At 73.3% G+C, this 23618-nt stretch carries 22 protein-coding genes; 7 read left to right on the top strand and 15 right to left on the bottom strand.

The window, feature by feature from the left end:
• Positions 1 to 10: 10 nt before the first annotated feature.
• Entirely contained in the window at positions 11 to 1294 is a 1284-nt protein-coding gene (locus ACF1AK_RS28640; RefSeq protein ID WP_391501719.1) for an extracellular solute-binding protein, read from the bottom strand.
• Between the two features lie 346 nt (positions 1295 to 1640).
• On the opposite strand from ACF1AK_RS28640, the gene ACF1AK_RS28635 reads away from it, so the two are divergent.
• Together ACF1AK_RS28635 and nagA are read left to right on the top strand one after the other, a co-directional pair.
• Positions 1641 to 2588, top strand: a complete 948-nt coding sequence (locus ACF1AK_RS28635) for an ROK family protein (protein WP_391501718.1) — start codon at positions 1641 to 1643, stop codon at positions 2586 to 2588.
• Positions 2585 to 3757 carry an N-acetylglucosamine-6-phosphate deacetylase gene (gene nagA / locus ACF1AK_RS28630; RefSeq protein WP_391501717.1) on the top strand — a complete coding sequence of 391 codons (1173 nt, stop codon included), beginning with the start codon at positions 2585 to 2587 and terminating at the stop codon, positions 3755 to 3757. The genes ACF1AK_RS28635 and nagA overlap by 4 nt, the downstream gene beginning before the upstream one ends.
• 70 nt (positions 3758 to 3827) lie before the next feature.
• Here the strand turns inward: nagA and ACF1AK_RS28625 are convergent, their stop codons facing one another.
• Both ACF1AK_RS28625 and ACF1AK_RS28620 read right to left on the bottom strand, forming a co-directional pair.
• Entirely contained in the window at positions 3828 to 4811 is a 984-nt protein-coding gene (locus ACF1AK_RS28625) for a hypothetical protein (RefSeq protein WP_391501716.1), read from the bottom strand.
• 211 nt (positions 4812 to 5022) lie between these two features.
• Positions 5023 to 6909 carry a diguanylate cyclase domain-containing protein gene (locus ACF1AK_RS28620; RefSeq protein WP_391501715.1) on the bottom strand — a complete coding sequence of 629 codons (1887 nt, stop codon included), beginning with the start codon at positions 6907 to 6909 and terminating at the stop codon, positions 5023 to 5025.
• Positions 6910 to 7294: 385 nt separating this feature from the next.
• On the opposite strand from ACF1AK_RS28620, the gene ACF1AK_RS28615 reads away from it, so the two are divergent.
• Positions 7295 to 7831, top strand: a complete 537-nt coding sequence (locus tag ACF1AK_RS28615; RefSeq protein WP_391501714.1) for a flavin reductase family protein — start codon at positions 7295 to 7297, stop codon at positions 7829 to 7831.
• A gap of 28 nt (positions 7832 to 7859) precedes the next feature.
• Here the strand turns inward: ACF1AK_RS28615 and arfB are convergent, their stop codons facing one another.
• Positions 7860 to 8294 carry an alternative ribosome rescue aminoacyl-tRNA hydrolase ArfB gene (arfB, locus tag ACF1AK_RS28610; protein ID WP_391501713.1) on the bottom strand — a complete coding sequence of 145 codons (435 nt, stop codon included), beginning with the start codon at positions 8292 to 8294 and terminating at the stop codon, positions 7860 to 7862.
• A gap of 69 nt (positions 8295 to 8363) precedes the next feature.
• On the opposite strand from arfB, the gene ACF1AK_RS28605 reads away from it, so the two are divergent.
• Together ACF1AK_RS28605 and ACF1AK_RS28600 are read left to right on the top strand one after the other, a co-directional pair.
• Positions 8364 to 8861: a hypothetical protein gene (locus tag ACF1AK_RS28605; RefSeq protein ID WP_391501712.1), complete on the top strand. Its 498-nt coding sequence runs from the start codon at positions 8364 to 8366 to the stop codon at positions 8859 to 8861.
• Positions 8862 to 8975: 114 nt separating this feature from the next.
• Complete coding sequence (locus ACF1AK_RS28600; protein ID WP_380290715.1) at positions 8976 to 9551, top strand: TerD family protein; 576 nt, start codon at positions 8976 to 8978, stop codon at positions 9549 to 9551.
• A gap of 120 nt (positions 9552 to 9671) precedes the next feature.
• On the opposite strand, the gene ACF1AK_RS28595 is transcribed toward ACF1AK_RS28600, so the two are convergent.
• From ACF1AK_RS28595 to ACF1AK_RS28565, 7 genes are all read right to left on the bottom strand, one after another.
• Complete coding sequence (locus ACF1AK_RS28595) at positions 9672 to 10853, bottom strand: hypothetical protein (protein ID WP_391501711.1); 1182 nt, start codon at positions 10851 to 10853, stop codon at positions 9672 to 9674.
• 123 nt (positions 10854 to 10976) lie between these two features.
• Positions 10977 to 11471, bottom strand: a complete 495-nt coding sequence (locus tag ACF1AK_RS28590) for a DUF3180 domain-containing protein (RefSeq protein ID WP_391501710.1) — start codon at positions 11469 to 11471, stop codon at positions 10977 to 10979.
• Positions 11472 to 11640: 169 nt separating this feature from the next.
• A complete protein-coding gene (gene folK / locus ACF1AK_RS28585) occupies positions 11641 to 12240 on the bottom strand; it encodes a 2-amino-4-hydroxy-6-hydroxymethyldihydropteridine diphosphokinase (protein WP_391501709.1) in 600 nt (199 codons plus the stop codon).
• A gap of 58 nt (positions 12241 to 12298) precedes the next feature.
• Positions 12299 to 12658: a dihydroneopterin aldolase gene (gene folB / locus ACF1AK_RS28580; protein WP_391501762.1), complete on the bottom strand. Its 360-nt coding sequence runs from the start codon at positions 12656 to 12658 to the stop codon at positions 12299 to 12301.
• Between the two features lie 257 nt (positions 12659 to 12915).
• Positions 12916 to 13416 (bottom strand): nuclear transport factor 2 family protein, encoded by a 501-nt coding sequence (locus ACF1AK_RS28575; RefSeq protein WP_380295698.1) that lies wholly within the window; start codon positions 13414 to 13416, stop codon positions 12916 to 12918.
• A 24-nt stretch (positions 13417 to 13440) separates the two neighbouring features.
• A complete protein-coding gene (folP, locus tag ACF1AK_RS28570) occupies positions 13441 to 14313 on the bottom strand; it encodes a dihydropteroate synthase (protein WP_391501708.1) in 873 nt (290 codons plus the stop codon).
• A gap of 111 nt (positions 14314 to 14424) precedes the next feature.
• The gene (locus ACF1AK_RS28565; protein WP_391501707.1) at positions 14425 to 16263 is read right to left on the bottom strand and encodes a phosphatidylglycerol lysyltransferase domain-containing protein; all 1839 of its coding nucleotides are present in this window, start codon (positions 16261 to 16263) and stop codon (positions 14425 to 14427) included.
• Between the two features lie 376 nt (positions 16264 to 16639).
• On the opposite strand from ACF1AK_RS28565, the gene ACF1AK_RS28560 reads away from it, so the two are divergent.
• Positions 16640 to 17794, top strand: coding sequence for an alpha/beta hydrolase (locus ACF1AK_RS28560; RefSeq protein ID WP_391501706.1), 1155 nt, complete (start codon positions 16640 to 16642; stop codon positions 17792 to 17794).
• Between the two features lie 134 nt (positions 17795 to 17928).
• Positions 17929 to 18756, top strand: a complete 828-nt coding sequence (locus ACF1AK_RS28555) for a ferritin-like domain-containing protein (RefSeq protein WP_391501705.1) — start codon at positions 17929 to 17931, stop codon at positions 18754 to 18756.
• Here ACF1AK_RS28555 and folE read toward each other — a convergent pair.
• The 4 genes from folE to tilS all read right to left on the bottom strand — a co-directional run bounded on the left by folE (position 18743) and on the right by tilS (position 23508).
• The gene (gene folE / locus ACF1AK_RS28550) at positions 18743 to 19348 is read right to left on the bottom strand and encodes a GTP cyclohydrolase I FolE (RefSeq protein WP_376096460.1); all 606 of its coding nucleotides are present in this window, start codon (positions 19346 to 19348) and stop codon (positions 18743 to 18745) included. The genes ACF1AK_RS28555 and folE overlap by 14 nt on opposite strands.
• Positions 19349 to 19461: 113 nt before the next feature.
• Positions 19462 to 21516: an ATP-dependent zinc metalloprotease FtsH gene (ftsH, locus tag ACF1AK_RS28545; protein WP_391501704.1), complete on the bottom strand. Its 2055-nt coding sequence runs from the start codon at positions 21514 to 21516 to the stop codon at positions 19462 to 19464.
• A gap of 226 nt (positions 21517 to 21742) precedes the next feature.
• Entirely contained in the window at positions 21743 to 22297 is a 555-nt protein-coding gene (hpt, locus tag ACF1AK_RS28540) for a hypoxanthine phosphoribosyltransferase (protein WP_350553213.1), read from the bottom strand.
• A 71-nt stretch (positions 22298 to 22368) separates the two neighbouring features.
• Complete coding sequence (tilS, locus tag ACF1AK_RS28535) at positions 22369 to 23508, bottom strand: tRNA lysidine(34) synthetase TilS (RefSeq protein WP_391501703.1); 1140 nt, start codon at positions 23506 to 23508, stop codon at positions 22369 to 22371.
• Positions 23509 to 23618: the final 110 nt, after the last annotated feature.

The following is a 23618-nucleotide window of genomic DNA, read 5'->3' as shown; positions in this document are numbered from 1 at the left end:
CGGCCCGGATTCACTTGCGGATCCGGGCCGCCTCCTTCACCGCCGCCTGCTGGAGGTCCTCCAGCACGGGCTTGGCGTCACCGGTCACCGCCGCTCCGATGCCGGCCTTGATGCGGTTGGAGACCTCCGCCCAGGCCGGGTCGCCGAACGGGTAGAAGCTGGCGTTGGCCAGGCCGGCCGCGAACTGCTTGAGGTCCTCGTGCTTGGGGTCCCTGGTCATCGCGTCGAAGGCGTCCTGGGTGACCGGCAGCAGGTTGTAGGTCTCGTCGAACTTGAGCTGGTTGTCCTTGGTGTAGACGAAGGACAGGAACCGGCGGATCTCGTTCTTGTGGCCGTTGGCCTTGAACGCCATCATCCAGTCGGCCACGCCGAGGCTGCCGGTCTTCGCCAGGCCGTCCTTGCGCGGGATCGGCGCCGTACCGAAGTCGATCTTGCCGTTGGCGGCCATCCGCAGCAGCGTCGGGTGCCCGTTGAGCATCGCCACCTTGCCGGCCGCGAAGTCGCTGAACACCGGGGTGCGGTTCACCTTGCCGGGCTCGGGGTAGGTCAGACCGGTGGCCACCAGATTGGTCTTCAGCCAGGTGAAGGTGGCCTGGTTCTGGGTGCTGTCGATGGTGTAGTTGCCGACGTCGTCGGAGAGGCTGCCGCCGCCGCTCAGCGTCCAGAGCATCGACTCGGCCGGCGCCTCCTCGGGCCCGAGCGGCAACCCGTACGGCAGGACGCCCGGGACCTTGGCCCTGATCTTCTCGGCGGCCTGCTTGAGCTCGTTCCAGGTGGCCGGCGGCTGGGTGATGCCGGCCCTCTGGAAGACCGCCTTGTTGTAGAAGAGCACCCGGGAGGAGGAGACGAACGGGATGCCGTACTGCGTGCCGAGCACCTGCCCCGCGTGCGAGAACGACTCCATGATGTTGGCCTGGGTGTCCAGGGAGAGCACCTCCGAGGCCGGGTACAGCCGGTCGGCGGCGACCTGGTCGGCGAAGCCGCCGGTCTGCAGCAGGTCGGGGGACTTGCCGCTCTTCACCAGGTCGTCGACCCGCTTGCCGATGTCGGTCCAGCTCGCCACCTCGACGTCCACCTTGATACCCGGGTTGGCGGCCTCGAAGCGGCGGGCGAGGTCGTCCCAGTACAGCTTGGAGCCGGTGTCCGCGCTCTCGCCGTAGTCGGCGGCGACCAGCCTGAGGGTGACCGGGCCGTCGTCCTGGCCGCCGCAGCCGGTGAGCACCAGTGCTCCGGCCAGGGCTCCGGCCAACGCGACGCCGAACAACCGGGTGGGGACCTGGGCGCGCCTGTCCAACGCGGGTACCGCCTTCGAGGGGGATCCTGGGGTGGAACGGACCGGATGCAGGGGGGATCCGGCCGGGGGAAGGCCGCAAGGGTGCCAAACCGGACGCACGGCGGTCCACACCTCCGGGCCCGGAACGCCGGGTAGTTATCGAAGTGCGGGATTTGTTGCGCAGCGCGCAACAAATCCGCGGATCCGACCCGCCAGAACCGTCCCGCCCCCGCCCGGGGGTCCGTCGAGGGGCTCGTGCAAAGTGCCGCACACCACACGCTTCTGCGACAAAGCTCACCCCTTTGGACCAGACCAATCCGACAACTGGACTAGACCTCTTAGACCCGGTCAAGGGAAACTGTCCTCCGTGAAGCACGTCATCGCACTCGATGTGGGGGGCACCGGCATGAAAGCCGCGCTGCTCGCCCAGGACGGCTCCGTGCTGTTCGAAGCACGCCGCCCGACCGGGCGGGAGCACGGCACGGACGCCGTGGTCACCGCCATCCTCGACTTCGCCGCCGACCTGGCGGACGAAGGCCGCAGCCGCTTCGGCGCCGCGCCCCTCGCGGCGGGTGTCGCCGTCCCGGGGACGATCGACGAGAAGCACGGCATCGCGGTCTTCTCCGCCAACATCGGCTGGCGCGACCTCCCGCTGCGCAAGCTGCTGGGCGAGCGCCTGGCCGGCCCGGACGGCAGCGCGATGCCGGTCGCCCTCGGCCACGACGTGCGTTCCGGCGGCCTCGCCGAGGGCCGGCTCGGCGGCGGCCGGGGGGTCGGGCGCTTCCTGTTCATCGCCCTCGGCACCGGCATCGCCGGCGCCATCGGCATCGACGGCCGGATCGAGGCGGGCGCCCACGGCTACGGCGGCGAGATCGGCCACGTGGTGGTCCGCCCCGGCGGACCGCAGTGCGGCTGCGGCGCCCGCGGCTGCCTGGAGACCCTCGCCTCCGCCTCCGCCGTCTCCCGCGCCTGGGCCGAGGCCGTGGGCGACCCCGACGCCGACGCGGCATCCTGCGCCGTCGCGGTGGACGCCGGGGACCCGCGGGCGATCGCGGTCTGGCAGAACGCCGTGGAGGCCCTGGCCGACGGCATCGTCCTCGCCCAGAGCCTGCTGGACCCGTCCCGGGTCATCGTCGGCGGCGGCCTCGCCGAGGCCGGGGACACCCTCTTCACCCCGCTGCGGGCGGCGGTCACCGAGCGGCTGACCTTCCAGATGCCCCCCGAGGTCGTTCCCGCCATGCTCAAAGACACCGCCGCGTCACTGGGCGCGGGCCTGCTCGCCTGGGATCTGCTCTCCATGGAGGTGACCGCGTGACCGCGGACCGACTCGCACTGACCGGCGCCCGGCTGGTCCTGCCCGGAGGCGTCGTCGAGGGTGACCGCCTCGCCGTCGAGGGCGACCGGATCTCCGGTCTCGGCGGCTCCGCCACGCCCGGCGACCTCGACCTCACCGGCTACACCGTGGTCCCCGGCTTCGTCGACCTGCACGTGCACGGCGGCGGCGGCGCGTCCTACTCCTCCGGCATCGCCGAGGAGGCCCTCCAGGTCGCCCGCACCCACCTGGAGCACGGCACCACCACCACGGTCGCCTCCACCGTGACCGGCGAGATCGACGACCTGGCCCGCCAGGCGGCCGTGCTCTCCGAGCTCGTCGAGGACGGCGTCCTCGCCGGCATCCACTTCGAGGGCCCGTTCATCTCGCACAACCGCTGCGGCGCCCACCGCCCGGACCTGCTGCGCGACCCCGACCCGGCGCTGGTGCGCAAGCTGGTCGACGCCGCCCGCGGGCACGCCAGGATGGTCACCCTGGCGCCCGAGCTGCCCGGCGGCCTGGACTCCGTGCGGATGCTCGCCGACCTCGGCGTGATCGCCGCCGTCGGCCACACCGACTCGGACTACGCCAAGACGCTGGAGGCCATCGAGGCCGGGGCCACCGTCGCCACCCACCTGTTCAACGCCATGCCGGGCATCGCCCACCGCGCGCCCGGCCCGATCGTGGCGCTGCTGGAGGACGAGCGGGTCACCGTCGAGCTGATCAACGACGGCGTGCACCTGCACCCGTCCGTGCTCGACCTCGCCTACGGCACCGCCGGCGCCTCCCGGGTCGCCCTCATCACCGACGCCATGGGCGCGGCCGGCATGGGCGACGGCCTCTACCCGCTCGGCCCGCTCCAGGTCGAGGTCAAGGACGGCGTCGCCCGCCTGGTCGAGGGCGGCGCGATCGCCGGCTCGACGCTCACCCTGGACGTGGCGTTCAAGCGCTCGGTCACCATCAACGGCCTCAGCCTCAACCAGGCCGTCGAGTCGCTGTCCACCGTCCCGGCCCGCCTGCTCGGCCTCGCCGACCGGATCGGCAGCCTGGAGCCCGGCAAGTCCGCCGACCTCGCCGTCGTCGACTCCACGACCTACGACCTGGTCGCCGTGATGCGCCACGGCGAGTGGATCACCGGCGGCGACCGCTTCGCCCCGATCGCGGCCGGCTGACCGGCGCGGCCCGCACACGGCACGGCCGCCCGCTCCCCTCGGGGAACGGGCGGCCGTCGCGCGTTCGGGGCTACGCCGCCTCCAGCAGCACCTGGTCGATCAGGATCGTGCCGCTGCCCGGCGGCAGCGAGATCACGATGGTGTTCGTGCCCGCCTGCATCGGCGGCGTTATGTAGGTGTTGAACCAGGACGAGGCGGGCTCCTTGCCCGGCGAGTAGTTCTTGAAGTTCGCGCCGCCCGGCCAGTCCTTGCCGTTCACCGCCGTGGTCGCCCGCACGTCGGCGCCCGGGTTGTTGTAGTGCACGGTGAACTTGTACGTCCCGGCCGCCGCCAGGTCACCGGTCCAGGTGACCGTGCCGCCCGGGTTGAGCGTCAGGTAGCTGCCGTCGGCCGACTTGGTGCCCTTGACGGTGTTCGCCGAGGGCGCGTTCTGCCCCTGCAACTGGCTGGCGTCCACCGGGCCCAGCCCGCCCGAGGCGGTCGCCGAGGGGGTGGCCGACGCGGCGGCGCTCGTCGGATCGGCGCTCGCGGTGGCGCCGCCCGGGGCGGCCGGGGCGCTCGCCGCGGTGGTGCCGCCCTTGGCCTCCTTGTCCTTCTCCTTGTCCGGATCGCCGGACAGGGCGATGCCGGCGCCGATCGCGATCGCCGCGACCACGGCGACCGCACCGATCACCGCGCCCTTGCCGCGGCCGCCGCTCGGCGGCCGCTCCTCGCCCGGCTGCGGGCGGGAGTGCTCGGCGTAGCGGGTCTGCTGGGTCGGGGCGGCGCCGAAGTCGCCCTGCGGCGGGTACGGCTGCGGCGGCGGGGCCTGCGGGTAGCCCGGCTGCGGCGGGTAGGGCTGCTGCGGTCGCGGCGGCTGGCCGTACTGGGCGCGGCCGACCTCCATCGGCCGGCTGTAGGACGTGCGCGGCACGCCCTGCTGCGGCTCGGCCTGCTGACCGGAGCCGCCGTCGGCCGGACGGTAGAGGTAGCCGAAGGGATCGTCGTCCTGCGGGGCGCCGTCCTCCGGGCCCTGGGGCGCTCCGCTGCTGCCGGCGGTGGTCACGGTGGTCAACTCCCCCATCGCGGTCGCGCCGCCGGGCTGCCGTGCCGTCGGCGCTGGTCGTGGTCGCTCGTACCCCGGAACCCTACCTGCCGCCCCGGACGCCCCGGAAAGACCCCTTGACAACCGGCGAGTAGCCCCCGCCCGGCCCCGCCTGCGGGAGGGTGGTCCGGGGCCCGTCTCGTGGACTTCGGCGGCCCGGCAAGGATCCACGGGACCGGCCCTAGCCCGCCCTCCGGTGCGAACGCTCGCCGCGGGCGCCGCGCACCGCGCCGCCGCGGGCCCGCTTCTCGTCGTACATCCGCTCGTCCGCGGTGTGCAGGACCTCCTCGATGCTCATCCCGCAGCCGGCCCAGCCGATGCCGAGGCTCACGCCCACCCGCATCCCCCGGCCGTCGATGCGCATCGGCGGGATGATCGCGTTGCGCAGCCGGTGGGCGAGGTCCTTCGCCTCGTCGCGGCCGATGCCGTCGGCGAGCACCACGAACTCGTCGCCGCCGAGCCGGGCCACCGTGTCGCCGTCGCGCACGGCCGCGCTGAGCCGGCGGGCCACCTCGACCAGGACGGCGTCACCGGCGTTGTGGCCGAACCGGTCGTTGATCGACTTGAAGCCGTCGAGGTCGCAGAAGAGCACCGCGAGCCCTTTCTCGACGGCGGCGGCGCTGCCGGAGCGGAACGGGCCGGACCACGGCTCGCCGCCCGGGCCGTGGTCGGCCGGGACCACCGCGTGCACGTGCTCGCCGTAGCCGTTCGCCCCGGCCGGTCCGGCGTCGGCGGCGGGCACCGGGTAGCCGTCCCGCGGGCCCTGGCCGTGCCCCGGCTCCGGGCCGCCGAAGCCGTCGCCCGGGCGGGAGGGCTCGCCGAACAGGCTCTCCGGGTACCCCGCGAACCCGTCCTCCGGGCCCGCGGCGCCGTACCCGGTGCTCCCGTGGGCGGCGTCGCCGTACCCCGGACCGCCGTACCCCGGACCGCCGTAGCCGGCCTCGTCCGGGCCGCCCTGGTGCCCGGCGGCGACGGCCGCCTGCGGCTGCCCGCAGAGCCGGCGCCCGAGCCGCGCCTTGAGCTCGGCGCCGTTCGGCAGGCCGGTGAGGGCGTCGTGGCTGGCCCGGTGGGCGAGCTGGAGCTCGTGCCGCTTGCGGTCCTCGATGTCCTCGACGTGGGTGAGCAGGAAGCTCGGCCCCTCGGCGGCGTCCGCCACGATCGAGTTCCGCAGGCACACCCACTGGTAGCCGCCGTCCCGGCGGGAGAGCCGCAGTTCCGCCCGGCCGCTCTCGGCGCTGGTGCGCTCCAGCAGCGCGCGGTCGTCCGGGTGGACCAGGTCGGCGAAGCTCTGCTGGCGCAGCACCGCCCGGGGGCGGCCGAGCAGTCGACAGAGCGCGTCGTTGACCCGGGTCAGCTGGCCCCGGCCGGCGCCGTGCAGTTCGGTGATGGCCATCCCGCTGGGCGCGTACTCGAAGGCCTGGCGGAAGCTCTCCTCGCTGGCCCGCAGGGCCTGCTGCTCCTTCTCCAGGCGGGCCAGCGCGCGTTGCATCTCGGCGCGCAGCCGGGCGTTGCCGATCGCGATGGAGGCCTGCAGGGAGAACATCTCCAGGGCCTCGCGGGTCCAGGCGCCGGGCCGCTTGCCGCTGCGCGGGCGGTCCACCGAGAGGACGCCGAGCAGGTCGCCGCCGGCGCTGTACATCGGGGCGAGCAGACCGTCGGCGGGGTGCCAGTCGTTGGCGTAGACCGGCATCGGGCCGTCCCCGATCCAGCGCGGGATGTCGCTGGCCACCGCCCAGCCGCGGTCGTAGGGGAGGAAGCGCAGGGTGCCCCAGTGGTCGCTGACGCCGAGCAGCCGGTCCCAGGACTCGCGGGAGCCGACCTGGCCGAGCAGCACGGACGGGCCGCCCATGGCGCTCTCCTCCAGCTCCCAGACGGCCGCCACCACGAGGTCGCCGTCGGGCCGTACCAGGCTGACCGCGGCGGCGTCGAAACCGAGTCCGTGCACCGCGCCCTCGACCACGGCCTGCAGCGTGCCCGCCAGGCTGCGGGCAGCGTTGAGGTCCGCCACGACCCGGTGCAAGGTGCGGAGGGTCGCGAGACGGACGTACGGCTCCGACTCGGCTTCCATGCGGGGGCTCCCCGGCTGCTTCGGATAGGTCTTGATTGGTTATCGTCCGATTGCCAGAAGAACTGAATCACAGGGAGCACAGCGTTCGGCACGCTCGGTCAGCAATAGGTCGGCACTTGTGACTTAAATCACACAACACTAATGCGCCCTTAATCAGTTCATCCGCCCCATACCGGGACATCCCTGCCCATCGGAACATTTCCCGTGGTCGGTCGCATTGGCCCCGCGCTGTAGTGCCCGACCGCCGGCAGGCCCCTCCCTTCACTCCTGGGGGTGAGAGCGGACGCGGACCGTAACCTTTCCGCCGCCCCGGCGGGCCGAGCGGTGCTGCGCCGCTGGTCCTACGACCAGGGCCCGATGTCGCCGCCCCCGGTCCCGGGCTACCGTGCGGTACGTGTACCCGTCCCCGCAGCCCGAAGCTGCCACCCAAGCGACCCCCGACGAGTTCCGGGCGGCGCTCTCCCAGCTCGCCGCCGGTGTGAGCCTGGTGACCGTCCACGACCCGGACGACGGGGAGGACGTCGGCATGACCGCCACGTCCTTCCTCTCCGTGTCGCTGGAACCGCCGCTGGTCCTGATCTCCGTCCGGGAGGACTCCCGGATGGACGAGGTGCTCAGCCGGGCCGACACCTGGGCGGTCTCCCTGCTGGCGGAGGGCCAGAAGGCACTCGGCTCGCGGTTCGCCATGAAGGGCCGGCTCAGCGACCGGCTGCTGTTCGCCGACGCCCCGCACCACCGCGGCCCGCACAGCGGCGCCCCGCTGATCGACGGCGCGCTCGCCACCGTGGAGTGCCGCACCGAACAGCGGGTGGCCGCGGGTGACCACACCCTGCTGCTCGGCCGCGTCCTGGAGGCCACCGTGCCCGACCCGGGCGGCCGTCCGCTGCTGTACTTCCGCGGCGGCTACCGCACCCTGGGCTGAACCGGCGACCCGCGCGTCAGGACACGCCCTACTGCTCCCCGCGCGGAGCGCGCCGCCCCTGCTTCAGCTCGGAGCGGTGCCGCTTGTTGGTGAGCCGCCGCTCGACCATGCCCCGGCTCGGCCGGGTCGCCCGGCGGGCCTTCGGCGGCGGCGCGGTCGCCTCGCCGAGCAGCGACGCCAGCCGGGCCGCCGCGACCTCCCGGTTGCGCCACTGCGAGCGGTGCTCGGACGCCCGGACCACCAGCACCCGCCCGTCCACCAGCCGGCCCGCCAGCCGCTCCAGGGCGCGCTGCTTCCACACCTCGGGCAGCGCGGCGGAGGCCGCCAGGTCGTAGCGCAGCTCGACCTGGGTGTCGGAGGTGTTGACGTGCTGGCCGCCGGGGCCGGAGGAACGCGAGAAGCGCCAGACGAGCTCGGCGTCGGGGACGACCACCGACCCCCGTACGCGGATGGGCTCGGGCATGTGCCCATCATCCCGCGCCGGGCCGCGCCGGTCACCCGGTTATCCGGCCAGGACCGGTCTGCCCCGACAATGTCCAGTGTGATCGAGCTCGGCTACTCCCTCTCCAACCGTTTCCCCGACCCCCCGCAGACCGACTACCGGACCGCGGGCGTGCGGGAGCTGCGGTACGACCTGTTCTGCGGCGACGTCCACCTCGACGCCGAGGGCTCCGAACTGTCCACGGCCTGGGGATGGGTCCCGGTGCTGGACTTCGCCTGGGCGCTCTGCGACGTCGTCGAGGAACTCGACCGCGACCCGGCCGGCGGCCGCGCGGCCCGGGTGCAGAGCGCCGACCTCGACTTCACCCAGAACACCGAACTGCTGCGGTTCGCCCGCCGCTTCAACTGGGTCGAGATCACCGCCACCTGGCTTCCCGACGAGCCGCCCGTCGTGGTGCGCCACGGCGACCTGCGCCGGGAGGCCCGCGACTTCCTCCAGGACACGCTCGCCGACCTCTTCGACATGCACCCGGACCTCGCCGACAATCCGGTGGTCTGGGAGCTCCAGGGCCGGTTCCGGCGGATCTGACGGGGGAACATCCCAGCCGTGCCGGCGGCGGAAAAGAACCGGCCGCGCGGAACCATCCCCGGAGGTTCCCGCGTTATCCCCGGCAACAAGCAAATCGAAGGGACAGCACACACCATGCCAGTGAGCCTCTCCAAGGGTGGCAACGTCTCGCTGACCAAGGAGGCCCCCGGCCTGACCGCGGTCACCGTCGGCCTCGGCTGGGACGTCCGCACCACGACCGGTGCCGAGTTCGACCTGGACGCCAGCGCGATCGTGCTGAACGCGGACGGCAAGGTGCTGTCCAACAGCCACTTCGTCTTCTTCAACAACACCAGCACGCCGGACAACACCGTCGTCCACACCGGTGACAACCGCACCGGCGAGGGCGCCGGCGACGACGAGGCGATCAACGTCAACCTCGCCTCGCTGCCGGCCGAGGCCGCCCGGATCACCTTCCCGGTCTCGATCTACGACGCCGTCGCCCGGTCGCAGAACTTCGGCCAGGTCCGCAACGCCTACATCCGTGTGGTGAACTCCGCCGGCGGCGCCGAGATCGCCCGCTACGACCTCTCCGAGGACGCCGCCACCGAGACCGCCATGATCTTCGGCGAGCTCTACCGCAACGGCGCCGAGTGGAAGTTCCGCGCGGTCGGCCAGGGCTACGCCTCCGGCCTGGCCGGCATCGCCCAGGACTTCGGCGTGCAGATCTGACGCTCCCGCACCGCGGGCCGTCCGGCGCCCGTCCCGCCACCCGGCGGGGCGGGCGCCGTGCCGTTCCCGGGCCCGCCGCGCCCGCACCCGGACGCGGCGGGCGGCGGGCGGCGCCCCCTCCTACCGCGAGGCGCGCAGCTCGGGGACCTCGATCTGCTCGGTCTCGTCGTGCGGGGTCAGGTCGACCACCTCGGGGGCGTCCTCGCCGGCCTGCGGCAGCAACCGGGTCTGCGCCTCGGTGTCCGCCGGCTCCGGGACCCGCTCCTGCTCCCGGGTCCGCTCCAGCGCCTGCGCCGCGACCGCCTCGTCGCCGACCACGTCCGCCAGGTCCGCCCGCTCGCCGAGCTCGGCGACACTGCGCACGGCCGGCGACGGCGCCGCCGCGCGGACCGCCGCGCCGGAGCCCCGGCCGAAGAAGCTGAAGCCCTGCGGACGCGCGGCCGGGGCGGCCGCCGGGCGCGGACGCTGCCGCTCGGCCGGCCGCACGGCCGGCGTGGCGGGCGCGGCGGGCGCCCCGCCGAGCTGCCCGACGGTCGCCGTCAGCACCGGCCGCACCGGGGCCGCGGGGGCGTCGGGAGCGGCCGCGGAGGGGGCCGCACCGGGCTCGGGCACCGAGGGCGCGGCCGGTGCCGGAACCGCCGTCGTGACCCGCCCCGGCGCCGGCGCGGCCGTCGTCGCGGGCGCCGTCCGCGCGCGCAGCGCGACCTCCGCGCCCGCCGCGCGCTCCGCCTCGCGCCGGGCGTCCTGCTCCCGCTGCGCCTCCTGCTGCGCCGCCCGCCGCTCCAGCTGCCGCAGCACGGCCGCGGCGCGGACGTACGCGGCCGGGCTGGCCGGGTGCTTGGGCCGGCTCGCGGCGAGCGCCCGCTGGGCCGCCTCGGCCTCCTTGAGCGCCTGCTCGGCGACCATCACCGCGCGCTCCTTGAGCAGCCGGGCGATCTCCGTCTCGGCCTTCGCCAGCCGGGACTTCTCGGCGGTCAGCCGCCGTCCGAACCGGGTCGCCCGCTCCTCGGCCACCTCGGCGGCGTACTCGGCCTCGGCGAGCTGCTCCTCGAAGCGCTCCTCGGACCGCAGCCGCTGCGCCGCGGAGACCTCGGCCGCCGCCCGCGCGGCCCGGTCGCGCTGACGCAGCAGGACGGCGAACCCGAGCGTGGCGAGCACCGCGGCCGCGCCCACCGAACGGACCAGCACGGTGTCCTGACTGAAAAGCAGTGCCCCCAGCGCGGCGACGATGAGCACGCCGGCGGCGGTGGGGGGAAAGACCCGGCCGAGGACGGAGGAATGACGGTGGCGTCCGCGAGACATGCTCAAGAAACTAGCGTGCGAATTGGGGCCGTGTCAGCCCAGGGTCCGGTTCGGCCCTTGACACCGCACCGGTTTTACCGGACGCATCCGGGAAATCACTCAAGATCACCGGAAAAGCGCTGGTCAGCGATGCGTGGCCGCCGGCCCGTGGCCACCGGGGTCGTCGTGGTCCTCCGGCAGCCGGCAGACGTGCTGCAGCCAGAGCGCCGCCGCGATCACGGCCGCGCCGGCCAGGACGGCGAAGCCCGCGGTGATCGCCTGGTCCTTGCGGGCCGGCACGTCCAGCTCCCCCAGCAGGTGGATCCCGGCGCCCGCGTAGATCCCGGTGACCACCGCCGAGACCAGGGCGCTGGCCTGCCCGAGCACCACCGCCCGGGCCGCACCCAGCGGGTCCACCCGCTTCGCCCCTGGCTGCCGCTCGCGCGCCGCCTTCAGCCGCGAGCGCAGCGAGAGCGCGGTCGCGAGCAGGATCACCGCCACCGCGGCCAGCACCACGGGCGCCGCGCCCGGCACCGCGGGCAGCGTGTCCAGGGAGGCCCACAGCTTGGCGCCGGCCCAGGACAGCGCCGTCGCGGCGGCCGTGATGCCGATCAGCAGACGGAGGCGAAGCAGCTTCACTCGGACGAGGTCCTTTCCCGGGCGGCGGGTACGACGGCGTCAGGCCACCGTACCGGGCCCCGGCCCGGGGGGTCCCGGACCGGGGCGGACACCCATGGGTACGGCCGGCGGCCCCGCACGAGTTCCCGGCCCGCGCGGACGGGGCCGTCCGCGCACGCTGCGGCGGTGCCTACTCCGGCAGCGTCAGCCGGATGTCGTCACGCCGCCGCACACCCTGGGCGTCCGGGCCGCCGAGCGCCTCCAGCAGGCCGGCCACCGGCCCGTGCCCGGGCAGCTCGGCGTCCGGCTGGGCGTCCAGCCACGGGGCGAGCACGAAGGCCCGCTCGTGCGAGCGCGGGTGCGGCAGCAGCAGCTGCGGGTCCTCGCTGACGACGCCCTCGTAGGCCAGGATGTCGACGTCCAGGGTGCGCGGGCCCCAGTGCACGGTGCGGACCCGGCCGAAGGCGTCCTCGATCGCGTTGCCGCGCTCCAGCAGGTCGCGCGGCGGCAGCGAGGTGCGCAGCACCACGACCGCGTTGTAGTAGGCGGGCTGCTCGGCGGGGCCGCCCACGGCCTGCGTCTCGTACACCGCGGAGACGGCCTTGATCTTGAGCCCGGGCGTGTCGGCGAGGGCGTCCACGGCCCCCTGGAGGGTGTCCAGGCGGTTGCCGAGGTTGGAGCCGAGGGCGATCACGGCGAAGCGCTGGCTGTGCAGGGTGGTGTCCACCGAGTCCACCCGCTGCTCCAGGTCGAAGGCGCTCGGCGCGGCGGTCGGGTCACTTGTGGTCATCGGACTTCCCCTCGGGCTGGGACGGGCGCTGCGGCGGGCACCGGACGGACGGTGCGGGTCATCCGCGGGTCCGGTGGATGGTCACGGTCACGTCGTCGAACGGCACGGTGATCGGGGCGTCCGGCTTGTGCACGGTCACCTCGACCTCCTCCACCGGCTCGTGCTTCAGGCACTGGTCCGCGATCCGCTGGGCCAGGGTCTCGATCAGCTCGACCGGCTCGCCGGCGATGATCGCGGTGACCTCCTCGGCCACCATGCCGTAGTGCGCCGTGCGGGTCAGGTCGTCCCCGGCGGCGGCCGGGCGGGTGTCCAGGAAGAGCACCAGGTCGACCACGAAGGTCTGGCCCTCGGCCCGCTCGCGCTCGAAGACGCCGTGGTGGCCGCGGGCACGCAGGCCCCGCAGGGTGACGCGGTCCAGCAAACGAATCACTGCTCCCAGTCGGACGGGCCCCGCCCCGGAGGAGGGAGGCGAACAGGGCGGAGACGGGCGTCGCGCCCGCCGCTGCCTTTTCGAATCTACCCGCGCGCGCCGACAACACCCGACCGTCCTACCCGGCACGAACCGTCGCCACGCGCGCCGGAATGGCGATTGACGTGAACGTTCGGTGACCTGCCGGGAATTCCCCGGCCGCCGGCCGGTGACGTTTTCCCGCGATTTCCCGCCGGGGTCCGGAATCAGTCCTCGTCGTCCTCGTCGGCGCTGGTCAGAACGGGTGAACCGTGGTGCGACCACAGTTTCCACCCGGCCGGAGTGCGCCGGAAGAGATTGGTCGACACGACCTTTCCGCCGACCAGCGGCCCGAGCTCGCCCTCCTGTTCGGCCTCGCCGCCGGAAAGGATGTTCTCGGTGCACGTGACAAGGGCCACATCGCCGTGCACCTCCGCTTCCTCGTCGGTGAGGATGAACTGGATGTACTCGGTGTTCGCCATGATCAGCATGTACGAGCGGGTCACCTGGGCCCGCCCGCGCAGCACCGGCCACCCCGGGTGGACGCAGACCACGCCCCCCTTGTCGTCCGCCTCGCCGGCGCCCAGCCAGGCGTCCTCGACCGCCGCGAGGTCGCCGGTCTCCAGCGCCTCGTAGAGCGCCCGGTTGGCGGCCAGGACCGCCTCGCGGTCCGCGCCGCCGGCCCGTCGGCCCGCCGTCTCCCCGCTCAACCTGCCGTCACCCGCCATGACCCTCCCGTCTTCGCCCAGCGCTCATCCCTGCCCGGCGGCACGCTGCCAGGCCGCGACGACCCGGACGGCGTCCGCCGTGCCGGACACGTCGTGCACCCGCACCGCCCACGCGCCGGCCCGTGCCGACAGCACCGACACCGCGGCGGTCGCGTCGTCGCGCTCCCGCGCCGGGCGCAGCTCCCCGGTTTCCGGGTCGGCGAGCAGCGTACCCAGGAACCGCTTGCGCGATGCGGCGACCAGGACGGGCCGGCCGAGCGCGGTGAGCGCGTCGAGCCGGCCGAGCAGCGCCCAGTTGTGCTCGGCGGTCTTGGCGAAGCCGAGCCCCGGGTCGAGGATCAGCTGGTCCTCCTTGACCCCGGCGGCCAGCAGCGCGTCGACCCGGGCGCTCAGCTCGCCCACGACGTCGGCGACCACGTCGTCGTAGACGGCCAGCCGGTCCATGTCGGCGGACTGCCCGCGCCAGTGCATCACCACGAACGGCGCGCCGCTCTCCGCGACCACCCGGGCCATCGCCGGGTCCGCCAGGCCGCCGGAGACGTCGTTGACGACCAGCGCGCCCGCCTCGACGGCCCGCTCGGCCACCGAGGCCCGCATGGTGTCGACGGAGACCGTCACCCCGGCGGCGGCCAGCTCGCGCACCACCGGGACCACCCGGCGCAGCTCCTCCTCCTCGGGGACGCGCTGCGAGCCGGGGCGGGTGGACTCGCCGCCGACGTCGACCAGGTCGGCGCCCCGGGCACGCAGGGCGAGCCCGTGGGCGATCGCCTTGGCGGGGTCGTGCCACAGCCCGCCGTCCGAGAAGGAGTCGGGGGTCACGTTGACCACGCCCATGACGGCGCAGCGGTCCAGCCGCGGCAGTCCGGGCGGCAGCGGGAAGGGCACCGAATTGCTCATACCCCCATTATCCGGCCGCCCCCCGCGGCCGCCCGGCCCCCACCCCCGGGAAACGGCCGGCCCCCGCCGGGGAGGGTCCTCGACGGGGGCCGGCACGGGTGCCGCCGGGCCTCAGGCGGCCTCGCCGACCGCCGGGCGGGTGCTCTCCGGCATCAGCCCCTGGCGCTGCGGCTTGCGGCCGAAGCGGGGCATCCCCAGGGTGATGAAGGCCTCCGCCTGCATCGCGGCGAAGCCGATCCGCGGCAGGTCGCGGTTGTTCGGGAAGACCAGGAACCGGGGCTCCCACTCCGGCTGGAACTTCGCGTTGAACTTGTACAGCGACTCGATCTGGAACCAGCGCGACAGGAACACCAGCAGCCCGCGCCAGGCGCGCAGCACCGGCCCGGCGCCGATCCGCTCGCCGCGCGCCAGCGCCGAGCGGAACATCGCGAAGTTGAGCGACACCCGGCGCACCCCCATCGCCGGGACGGCCTGCAGGGCGGCGACGATCAGCAGCTCGTTGAGGCCCGGGTCGGCCGCCCGGTCACGGCGCATCAGCTCCAGCGAGATGCCGTCCGCGCCCCAGGGCACGAAGTGCAGCACGGCCTTGAGGTCGTCGCCGCCCTCGCCCTCCTCGGGCGCCTTGTGGGCGGTGACCACCACGCAGTCGTCGTCGCCCGGGTCGCCGAAGCGGCCGAGCGCCATCGAGAAGCCGCGCTCGGTGTCGGTGCCGCGCCAACGGGCGGCGGCGTCGGCGATCCGCTGCTTCTCCTCCCGGGTCAGCTCGGCGACCCGGCGGACCCGGCAGGAGTAGCCGTTGCGCTCGATCCGCTTGACCATCTGGCGGACGTTGCGCATGGCCCGCCCGGCCAGCGAGAAGGTCGCGGTGTCGACGATCGCCTCGTCGCCCAGCTCCAGCGCGTCCAGCCCCGCCTCACGGGTCCAGACCTCGCCGCCGACCTCGCTGCAGCCCATCACGGCCGGCACCCAGGCGTGCTCGCGGGCCTCCGCCATGAACACCTTGATCGCGCCGGGCCAGGCCTCGACGTCGCCGACCGGGTCCCCGGAGGCGAGCATGACGCCGGAGACCACCCGGTAGGAGATCGCCGCCTTGCCGGTGGGCGAGAACAGCACGCTCTTGTCCCGGCGCAGCGCGAAGTAGCCGAGCGAGTCCCGCTCGCCGTGCCGCTCCAGCAGCGCGCGGACCTTCTCCTCGTCCTCGGCGGTCAGCTCCGGCTTGGGCTTCTCCGGGCGCAGCGCCAGGTAGGTGGTGGTGAGGGCGGTGATCAGGCCCATCGCGCCGAGCAGGTAGCCGACCAGGTCCTCGATCCGGTCCGCGTTGTAGTGCACCGGGCCCTCGAAGCCGAACAGCCCGTAGACCACGTGCTCCAGCCGCTGGGACAGGCCGGGGTGCCCCAGCTCGTACTTCGTCCGGGTGCTGACGATCAGCAGGCCGAGCACGATGCTGAAGGCCCCCAGCACGACCAGGTTGACCACGGCGCGCCAGCGGGTGCGCGGGTCGGCCTTGGCGTAGAACTCGCGCCGGTGGATCAGCACGACCGCGAACAGCACCAGCGAGATGACCGCCGGGCCGAGCTGGTGCCAGCGCAGCAGGTGCAGCGCCGCGCCGACCGGCAGCAGCACGCACACCGCGCGCCAGGCGCGCCGCTTGCGCCGGCGCAGCGCGTGCGCGAGCAGCACCAGCAGCAGGCCGATCATCAGGGTGCCGGCGGCGGCCAGCGTGGTGGTGCCGCCGGGCAGCTGCCCGGCGAAGGTGTGCACCTTGGTGTGCCGCAGTTTGGGGAACACCGCGCTGGCGATGTCCACCAGCCCGATCAGCAGACAGGCGTAGCCGACCGCACCGGGGAGCCAGGCCCTCGGAACGGCGGCCGCTTGGGTACGAAGCGTCTGCAGGCCGCGACGGCGCAGCGGCTGCTCGGGGCTCGGCTCAACGGACACGGGAACGCTCATGGGGATTCAGCGTAGAGGCTGCGGCGGGGTGTCCGGCCACTCCTGGGCGGGAGCCGTGATGGACCTTCATGCCTTTTCCTTCATCTGGCAATACGCACACCAAGGAACCGGCAACGAAGGGTAAACCGGCGCCCTGGGGGCACTGCGAATTGAGCCGTGGGGTGGGTGCCGGAGCCCCTCACCGCGTGGCGCGACGGGCCCCCGCGTACGTCCTACGTACGGTGGACGCCGCATTTTAGGGCGTCGGTTGCGTGCGTGCGCCGTCGGCCTCCCGGGCCCTCCCGGCGTCCGGACAGCCTAGCCGCGGTGGCCGGGGCTGACGCACCGCCAGACGATGAAGCCTGCACCGACAGTGTCCCACCGGAAGGCCGACGGTATGGAACTGACCAGCGACGCCCTGATGAACTCGCTGCTTGCCCTGGGATCGGCGACACTCGTCACCACCCTGTGGATCTGGCCCAGACTGGCCCGGCAGCGCCCGCTGCCGGTGCTCGGCCGGGTCGGCCTGCTGACCGTCACTCAGGCCTCGGTGCTGGCGGTGCTGGCGCTCAGCGTCAACAACTCCTTCGGGTTCTACACCTCATGGGACGACCTGCTGAGCCCCGGCGGCACCAAGCTCGCCCTCACCAGCAACGAGAACCACAAGGGCGGCGCCCCGGCCGGCGACGCCCTCCTGACGCCGACCGACGAGGGCGGCCTGGAGGGCGTCGGGGACCTGCCCAAAGGGGCACCCGAGGAGGCCGGCAAGGTCGAGTCGGTCCGGATCACCGGCCAGGAGACCGGACTGTCCGACCAGATGTTCGTCTACCTGCCGCCGGAGTACTTCGACCCGAAGCTGGGCCTGACCCGCTTCCCGGTGCTGCTGGCCATCGCCGGCTACCCCGGCACCACGCTCAACCTGATGAAGGACCTGCCGGTCATCCAGACCGCGGCGGAGCTCCAGCGCACCGGGAAGATGCAGCCGGCCATCGTGGTACTGGCCCGCCCGACCCTCGCCCCGCCGCGCAACACCGAGTGCGTGGACGTCGCCGGCGGGCCGCGCACCGAGACCTGGTTCACCAAGGACGTCCCCGACGCGCTGCGCTCCGCCTACCGGATCGGCCGCTCGCCCGCCTCCTGGGGCGTCCTCGGCTACTCCACCGGCGGCAGCTGCGCGCTGCGGCTGGCGATGCGCTTCCCGGGCGTCTTCGGCAGCGCGGGCGGGCTGCACGCCGACTTCAAGGTCAACGAGGACCAGTTCACCGGCGGCAGCCTGTTCGGCGGGGACAAGGCGCTGGCCGAGCAGAGCGACCTCGCCTGGCGGCTGCAGAACCTGCCCGCCCCGGCGCTGTCGATGCTGGTGGTCTCCACCCGCAAGGAGGCCGACTACCCGCAGACCGTCCAGTTCGTCGAGCTGGCCCAGCAGGTCGCCGCCGCCAATCCGCAGTTCCAGGCGGAGTCGATGTACCTGGACGACGGCGGCCACAACTTCGAGAGCTGGGTGCGCGAGCTGCCCGCCTCGCTGGAGTGGATGGGCCACCACCTCGGCTGACCCGGCCCCCGGACGCCTCCGGGGGAGTGAATACCGGCGGGGTCGGGCACGGCGCCCGCCGCCGCGGGGGACGTATCTCGACCGCCCCGGCCGAACGACGGCCGGTGCCGTCCCGGATCCGGGCAGGAGGCCCCATGCTCAGCACCCGATCGCTCTTCGACCAGATCTACCGGAACGACGAGGCCTACCAGCTGTTCTGCAGCATCGCCGCCGGCGGCGAGGACCAGGGCGGGTGGGAGAACGAGCGCATCGCCGGGCTCACCCGCGACCCGGTGCTCGCTGCGAAGGTCGCCCGGCACGGCGCCGACGAGCGCAAACACGGCCGGATCTTCACCCAGCTGCTCCACAAACGCGGCCTGCCGAAGGCCGGCGTGCCCGCCGAGGCCGACTACTGCATGCTGCTGGAGCGCCAGGGCGTCGGCCTCGCCCACGAGCGGCTGACCAGCGGCGTCCCGCTGACCGACCGCGAGATCATCACCTACCTGGCGCACAGCCGGGTCACCGAGCAGCGCGCGGCCGAGCAGATGCGCCAGCTCGTCAAGGTGTACGGGGACAACCCCGACCTCGGCCGGGCGATGCGGTTGATCTCTGCCGACGAGGACAACCACCTCGCCTACTGCCACGAGGAGCTGCTGCGGCTGGCCGCCGAGGGCCACGGGCCGTACATCCGGCACGTGCTGGAGACCAGCGCCCGCGGCGAGATCCGCACCCACCGGGACGTCGGCCTCGCGGTGACGTCCCGGATGGCGCGGATCCTGCGCTGGCCGCGCTGGCAGCTGGCCGTGGTCTCGGCCGGCGTGCACGCGCTCTACCTGTACGACCTGCTGTACGGCTGGCGGCGGATGGTGCGGCTGAGGATGCCCGCGCGCCGCAACGCGCTGGGCACCCCGGCCCCGCCGCACACCGAGCCCGAGCCCGAGCCCGGGCACGAGCCCGAGCGGGATCCGGTCAGCGACCGATGATCAGGCTCATCGCCTCGGCCCGGGTGGCCGGGTCGCGCAGCTGGCCGCGCACGCAGGAGGTGATCGTCTTGGCGCCGGGCTTGCGGATGCCGCGCATCGACATGCACATGTGCTCGCACTCGACCACGACGATCGCTCCGCGCGGCTCCAGGATCCGCATCAGCGCGTCGGCGACCTGGCTGGTGAGGCGCTCCTGCACCTGCGGCCGGCGGGCGTAGACGTCGACCAGCCGGGCCAGCTTGGACAGGCCGGTGATCTTGCCGCTGGTGGACGGGATGTAGCCGACGTGCGCGACGCCCCGGAAGGGCACCAGGTGGTGCTCGCAGACCGAGGTCAGCTCGATGTCCTTGACCAGCACCATCTCGTCGTGGCCGAGGTCGAAGGTGGTGGTGAGGACGTCCTCGGGCTCCTGCCAGAGGCCCGCGAATATCTCCTTGTAGGCGCGGGCCACCCGGGCCGGCGTCTCCAGGAGGCCCTCGCGGTCCGGGTCCTCGCCGACGGCCAGCAGCAGCTCGCGGATGGCGTTCTCGGCCCGCTTCTGGTCGAAGGTGCCGACGGCGGGCGAACCGTCGAGCGTCACCGGGTCGATCATGCGGGCCTCGCTAACTGGTTGACGAACAGGGGTTGAACAGCACGGATGCCGCGCCTCCAGGGTACAAACCCCGGTGACGCGGCATCCATTCCGTCGGGTGCCCGAGCTTCCCGTCAGCCCTCGGCGGGCGGGTCGACCGGCAGCGGCGGGAGCTTCACCACGTCGGCCGGGGCGGACTCGGCGGTGGCGGTGGCGCCGTTGGTGAGCGCCAGCTCCTTGGGCGACTGCACCGGCGGGCGGGTGGACGGCGTCCGGCGGGCGGAGCCGGTCCACGCCGGCCGGGCCGGGCGCTTGACGATCGGGGCGAAGATCTCGGCGATCTGCTCCTTGTTCAGGGTCTCCTTCTCCAGGAGCTCCAGGACCAGGTTGTCGAGCACGTCGCGGTTCTCGACCAGGATCTCCCAGGCCTCGTTGTGCGCGGCCTCGATGAGCTTCTTGACCTCTTCGTCGACCAGCCCGGCGACCTCTTCCGAGTAGTCGCGCTGGTGGCCCATCTCGCGGCCCAGGAAGGGCTCCGAGTTGTCGCTGCCGAACTTGATCGCGCCCAGCCGCTCGGTCATGCCGTACTGGGTGACCATGGCCCGCGCGGTGGCGGTGGCCTTCTCGATGTCGTTCGAGGCACCGGTGGTCGGGTCGTGGAAGACCAGCTCCTCCGCCGCGCGCCCGCCCAGCATGTACGCCAGCTGGTCGAGCATCTCGTTGCGGGTGGTGGAGTACTTGTCCTCGTCCGGCAGCACCATGGTGTAGCCGAGGGCCCGGCCGCGGGACAGGATGGTGATCTTGTGCACCGGGTCGCTGTACTGGCAGGCCGCCGCGACCAGGGCGTGACCGCCCTCGTGGTACGCGGTGATCTTCTTCTCCTTGTCGGACATGATCCGCGTGCGCTTCTGCGGACCGGCCACGACGCGGTCGATCGCCTCGTCCAGGATGTTGTTGTCGATCAGCTTCTTGTCCGAGCGGGCGGTCAGCAGCGCCGCCTCGTTCAGGACGTTCGACAGATCGGCACCGGTGAAGCCGGGGGTGCGCTTGGCGACGGCCGAGAGGTCGACGTCGGGCGCGATCGGCTTGCCCTTCTGGTGCACCTTGAGGATGTCCAGACGGCCCTGGAGGTCGGGGCGCTCGACCGCGATCTGCCGGTCGAAGCGGCCCGGGCGCAGCAGCGCCGGGTCCAGGATGTCCGGGCGGTTGGTGGCGGCGATCAGGATGACGCCGCCCTTGACGTCGAAGCCGTCCATCTCGACCAGCAGCTGGTTGAGGGTCTGCTCGCGCTCGTCGTGACCGCCGCCGAGGCCCGCGCCGCGGTGCCGGCCGACGGCGTCGATCTCGTCGACGAAGACGATCGCCGGGGCGTTCGCCTTGGCCTGCTCGAAGAGGTCGCGGACGCGGCTGGCGCCGACACCGACGAACATCTCGACGAAGTCTGAGCCGGAGATCGAGTAGAACGGCACCCCGGCCTCGCCCGCGACGGCGCGCGCCAGCAGGGTCTTGCCGGTGCCGGGCGGGCCGTAGAGCAGCACGCCCTTGGGGATCTTGGCGCCGACCGCCTGGAACTTGGCCGGCTCCTGGAGGAACTCCTTGATCTCGTGGAGCTCCTCGACCGCCTCGTCGGCGCCCGCGACGTCGGCGAAGGTGGTCTTCGGGGTGTCCTTGGTGAGCAGCTTGGCCTTCGACTTGCCGAACTGCATGACGCGCGAGCCGCCGCCCTGCATCTGGTTCATCAGGAAGAGGAAGACCAGCACGATGATCACAATGGGCAGCATCGACAGCAGCAGGCTGACGAGGGTGCTCTGCTTCTCCGGGCTGATGGTGTAGCCCTCGGAGAGCGTGCTCTGGTCGTTGTCGTTGATCTGGGCCTGCAGCTTGTCGGCGATCGCGACACCCTGGTCGCCGATGTACGAGGCCTGGAACTTGCTGCCGGACTGCGGCTTGCCGGTGCCCACGGCGGGCAGCTTGGCGCCGTCCTTCAGCTGGATCTTGATGGTGTTCGAGTCACCTGTGGTGATCTGCGCCGACTTGACCTGCTTCGCGTCGATCGCCGCGACGACCTGCCCGGTGTCCACCGTCTTGTAGCCGTTCGAGTCCGAAACGACCTGCATCAGCACGACGACGGCGAGGACGGCCAGCACGATCCACATGATCGGCGCACGGAAGTATCGCTTGACGTCCATCCATGCGGGGCGTTGCCGCCCCGTCCCTCCTGCCACTCAACGGCGCCGCGGGGCCTGGGGGCCGCCGGCGCATTCGGTCAGTGCTCATGTGAAGAGCGGTTTATTGGACCGTACCGCAGTGCGGCCCCCACGTGGCGGGAGCACGGCGATACGACGTTCTTCTATGGTCCCCCGGATCCAACGGGCGGGAACAGGCTCCTGTTCCCGTCCGTCGTCCGAACGGGTCTCAGCCGCCGTAGACGTGCGGCGCGAGGGTGCCGATGAACGGCAGGTTGCGCAGCTTCTCCGCGTAGTCGAGGCCGTAGCCGACGACGAACTCGTTGGGGATGTCGAAGCCCACGTACTTGACGTCGATCTCGACCTTCGCCGCGTCCGGCTTGCGCAGCAGGGCACAGACCTCCAGGGAGGCCGGGCCGCGCGAGCTCAGGTTGCCGAGCAGCCAGGAGAGGGTCAGACCGGAGTCGATGATGTCCTCGACGATCAGGACGTCACGGCCGGCGATGTCGGTGTCGAGGTCCTTCAGGATCCGCACCACGCCGGAGGACTTGGTGCCCATCCCGTAGGAGGAGACGGCCATCCAGTCCATGGTCACCTGCGAGTGCAGGGTGCGGGCGAGGTCCGCCATGACCATCACGGCCCCCTTGAGGACGCCGACGATCAGCAGGTCCTTGCCTGCGTAGTCCCGGTCGATGCGCTCGGCCAGCTCCAGGAGCTTGGCGTCGATCTCGTCCTTGCTGATGAGCACCTTCGCGAGGTCAGCGCCCATGTCGTTCTGGTCCACCGGGGATACGTCCTCAAACGTGTCGGGGTCTGGATGGCCGGCGGCCGGCTCCCCCGGGGCATGCCCGCCCGTCAGTCGCCCTGTCGCCGAAAGACCAGCGTGCCACACCGCCGGGTCGCCTCGACGCCCCCGGGTAGGTGCAGCGGCCCCTGGCCGCGCCATCCGGTGACGAGCAGGTCGATCGTTTCGAGGTGCCGGGCGAAGAGGTCCCCCGCCGGACAGCCCGCCCGCAGCGCGGCCCGGCGCAGCACCCGGCGGCGCACCGCGGGGGGCAGTTCGGCCAGCTTGACGGCGTCCAGGGCGCCCTCGCCGGCCCGGATGTCGCGCTCCGCCAGCGCGGCCCACTGGTCGAGCGCGTCGGCGTCGTCGCGGAACAGCCGGGCGGTGCGGGCGAGCGCCTCCACCACGCCGCCGCCCAGGTGCTTCTCCAGCACCGGCAGCACCTCGTGGCGGACCCGGGAGCGGGTGTAGGCCGGGTCGCAGTTGTGCGGGTCGTCCCAGACCGGGACCGCCTGGGCGGAGCAGGCCTGCCGGGTGGCGGCCCGGTCCAGCTCCAGCAGCGGGCGGCGGTAGCGGCCCTTCTGGGCCGGCATGCCGGCCAGCGAGCGGGAGCCCGAGCCGCGGGCCAGGCCCAGCAGGACGGTCTCGGCCTGGTCGTCGCGGGTGTGCCCGAGCAGGACGGCGAGCGCGGCGTGCCGCTCGGCGGCCTCGTCCAGCGCGGCGTAGCGGGCGTCCCGGGCGGCGGCCTCGGGCCCGCCCTCGCGGCCGACCCGCACGGCGACCGCCTCGACCGGGTCCAGGCCCAGCTCGCGCAGCCGGCCGGCGACCTGGGCGGCGCGGTCGGCGGAGCCCGGCTGCAGGCCGTGGTCGACGGTGACGGCGCCGACCCGCAAGCCGATCTTGGGGGCCTCGAAGGCGGCCGCGAGGGCGAGCGCCATGGAGTCCGCGCCGCCGCTGACGGCGACCAGGACCAGCGGCGAGCCGGGCGCGGCGGGGGTGCGGGGCAGCCCGGAGGGGTGGCGGTGGGCGTTGCCGATCAGCGTGGTGCCGACGGCGGCGGGCAGCGCGGCGGCGGCCAGCGGCGCACCGCCGGTGCGCTCGCGCGGCTCCCGGACGGGCGCGGTGAAGGTGGAACCGGCCTCGGCGGCGAGGTCGGTGAGGGTGCGGCGAACGGCCAGGCGTATCGCGGCGACGGCGGGGTGAGGGCCCACGGCGACGACTCCTCGCGGAGGGGGGACAGGACGGCGGTGGGCGCGGCGGGGAACCGCGCAGCTGTGAGCACCCTGTTACCGGGCGCTCACAGATGGTGGCAGAAAGGAGA

It is taken from the genome of Kitasatospora sp. NPDC015120 (assembly GCF_043080305.1).
Taxonomy (GTDB): Bacteria; Actinomycetota; Actinomycetes; order Streptomycetales; family Streptomycetaceae; genus Kitasatospora.
Note: the sequence above shows the minus strand (reverse complement) of the source record. Positions and strands in the feature narration are given on the sequence as shown.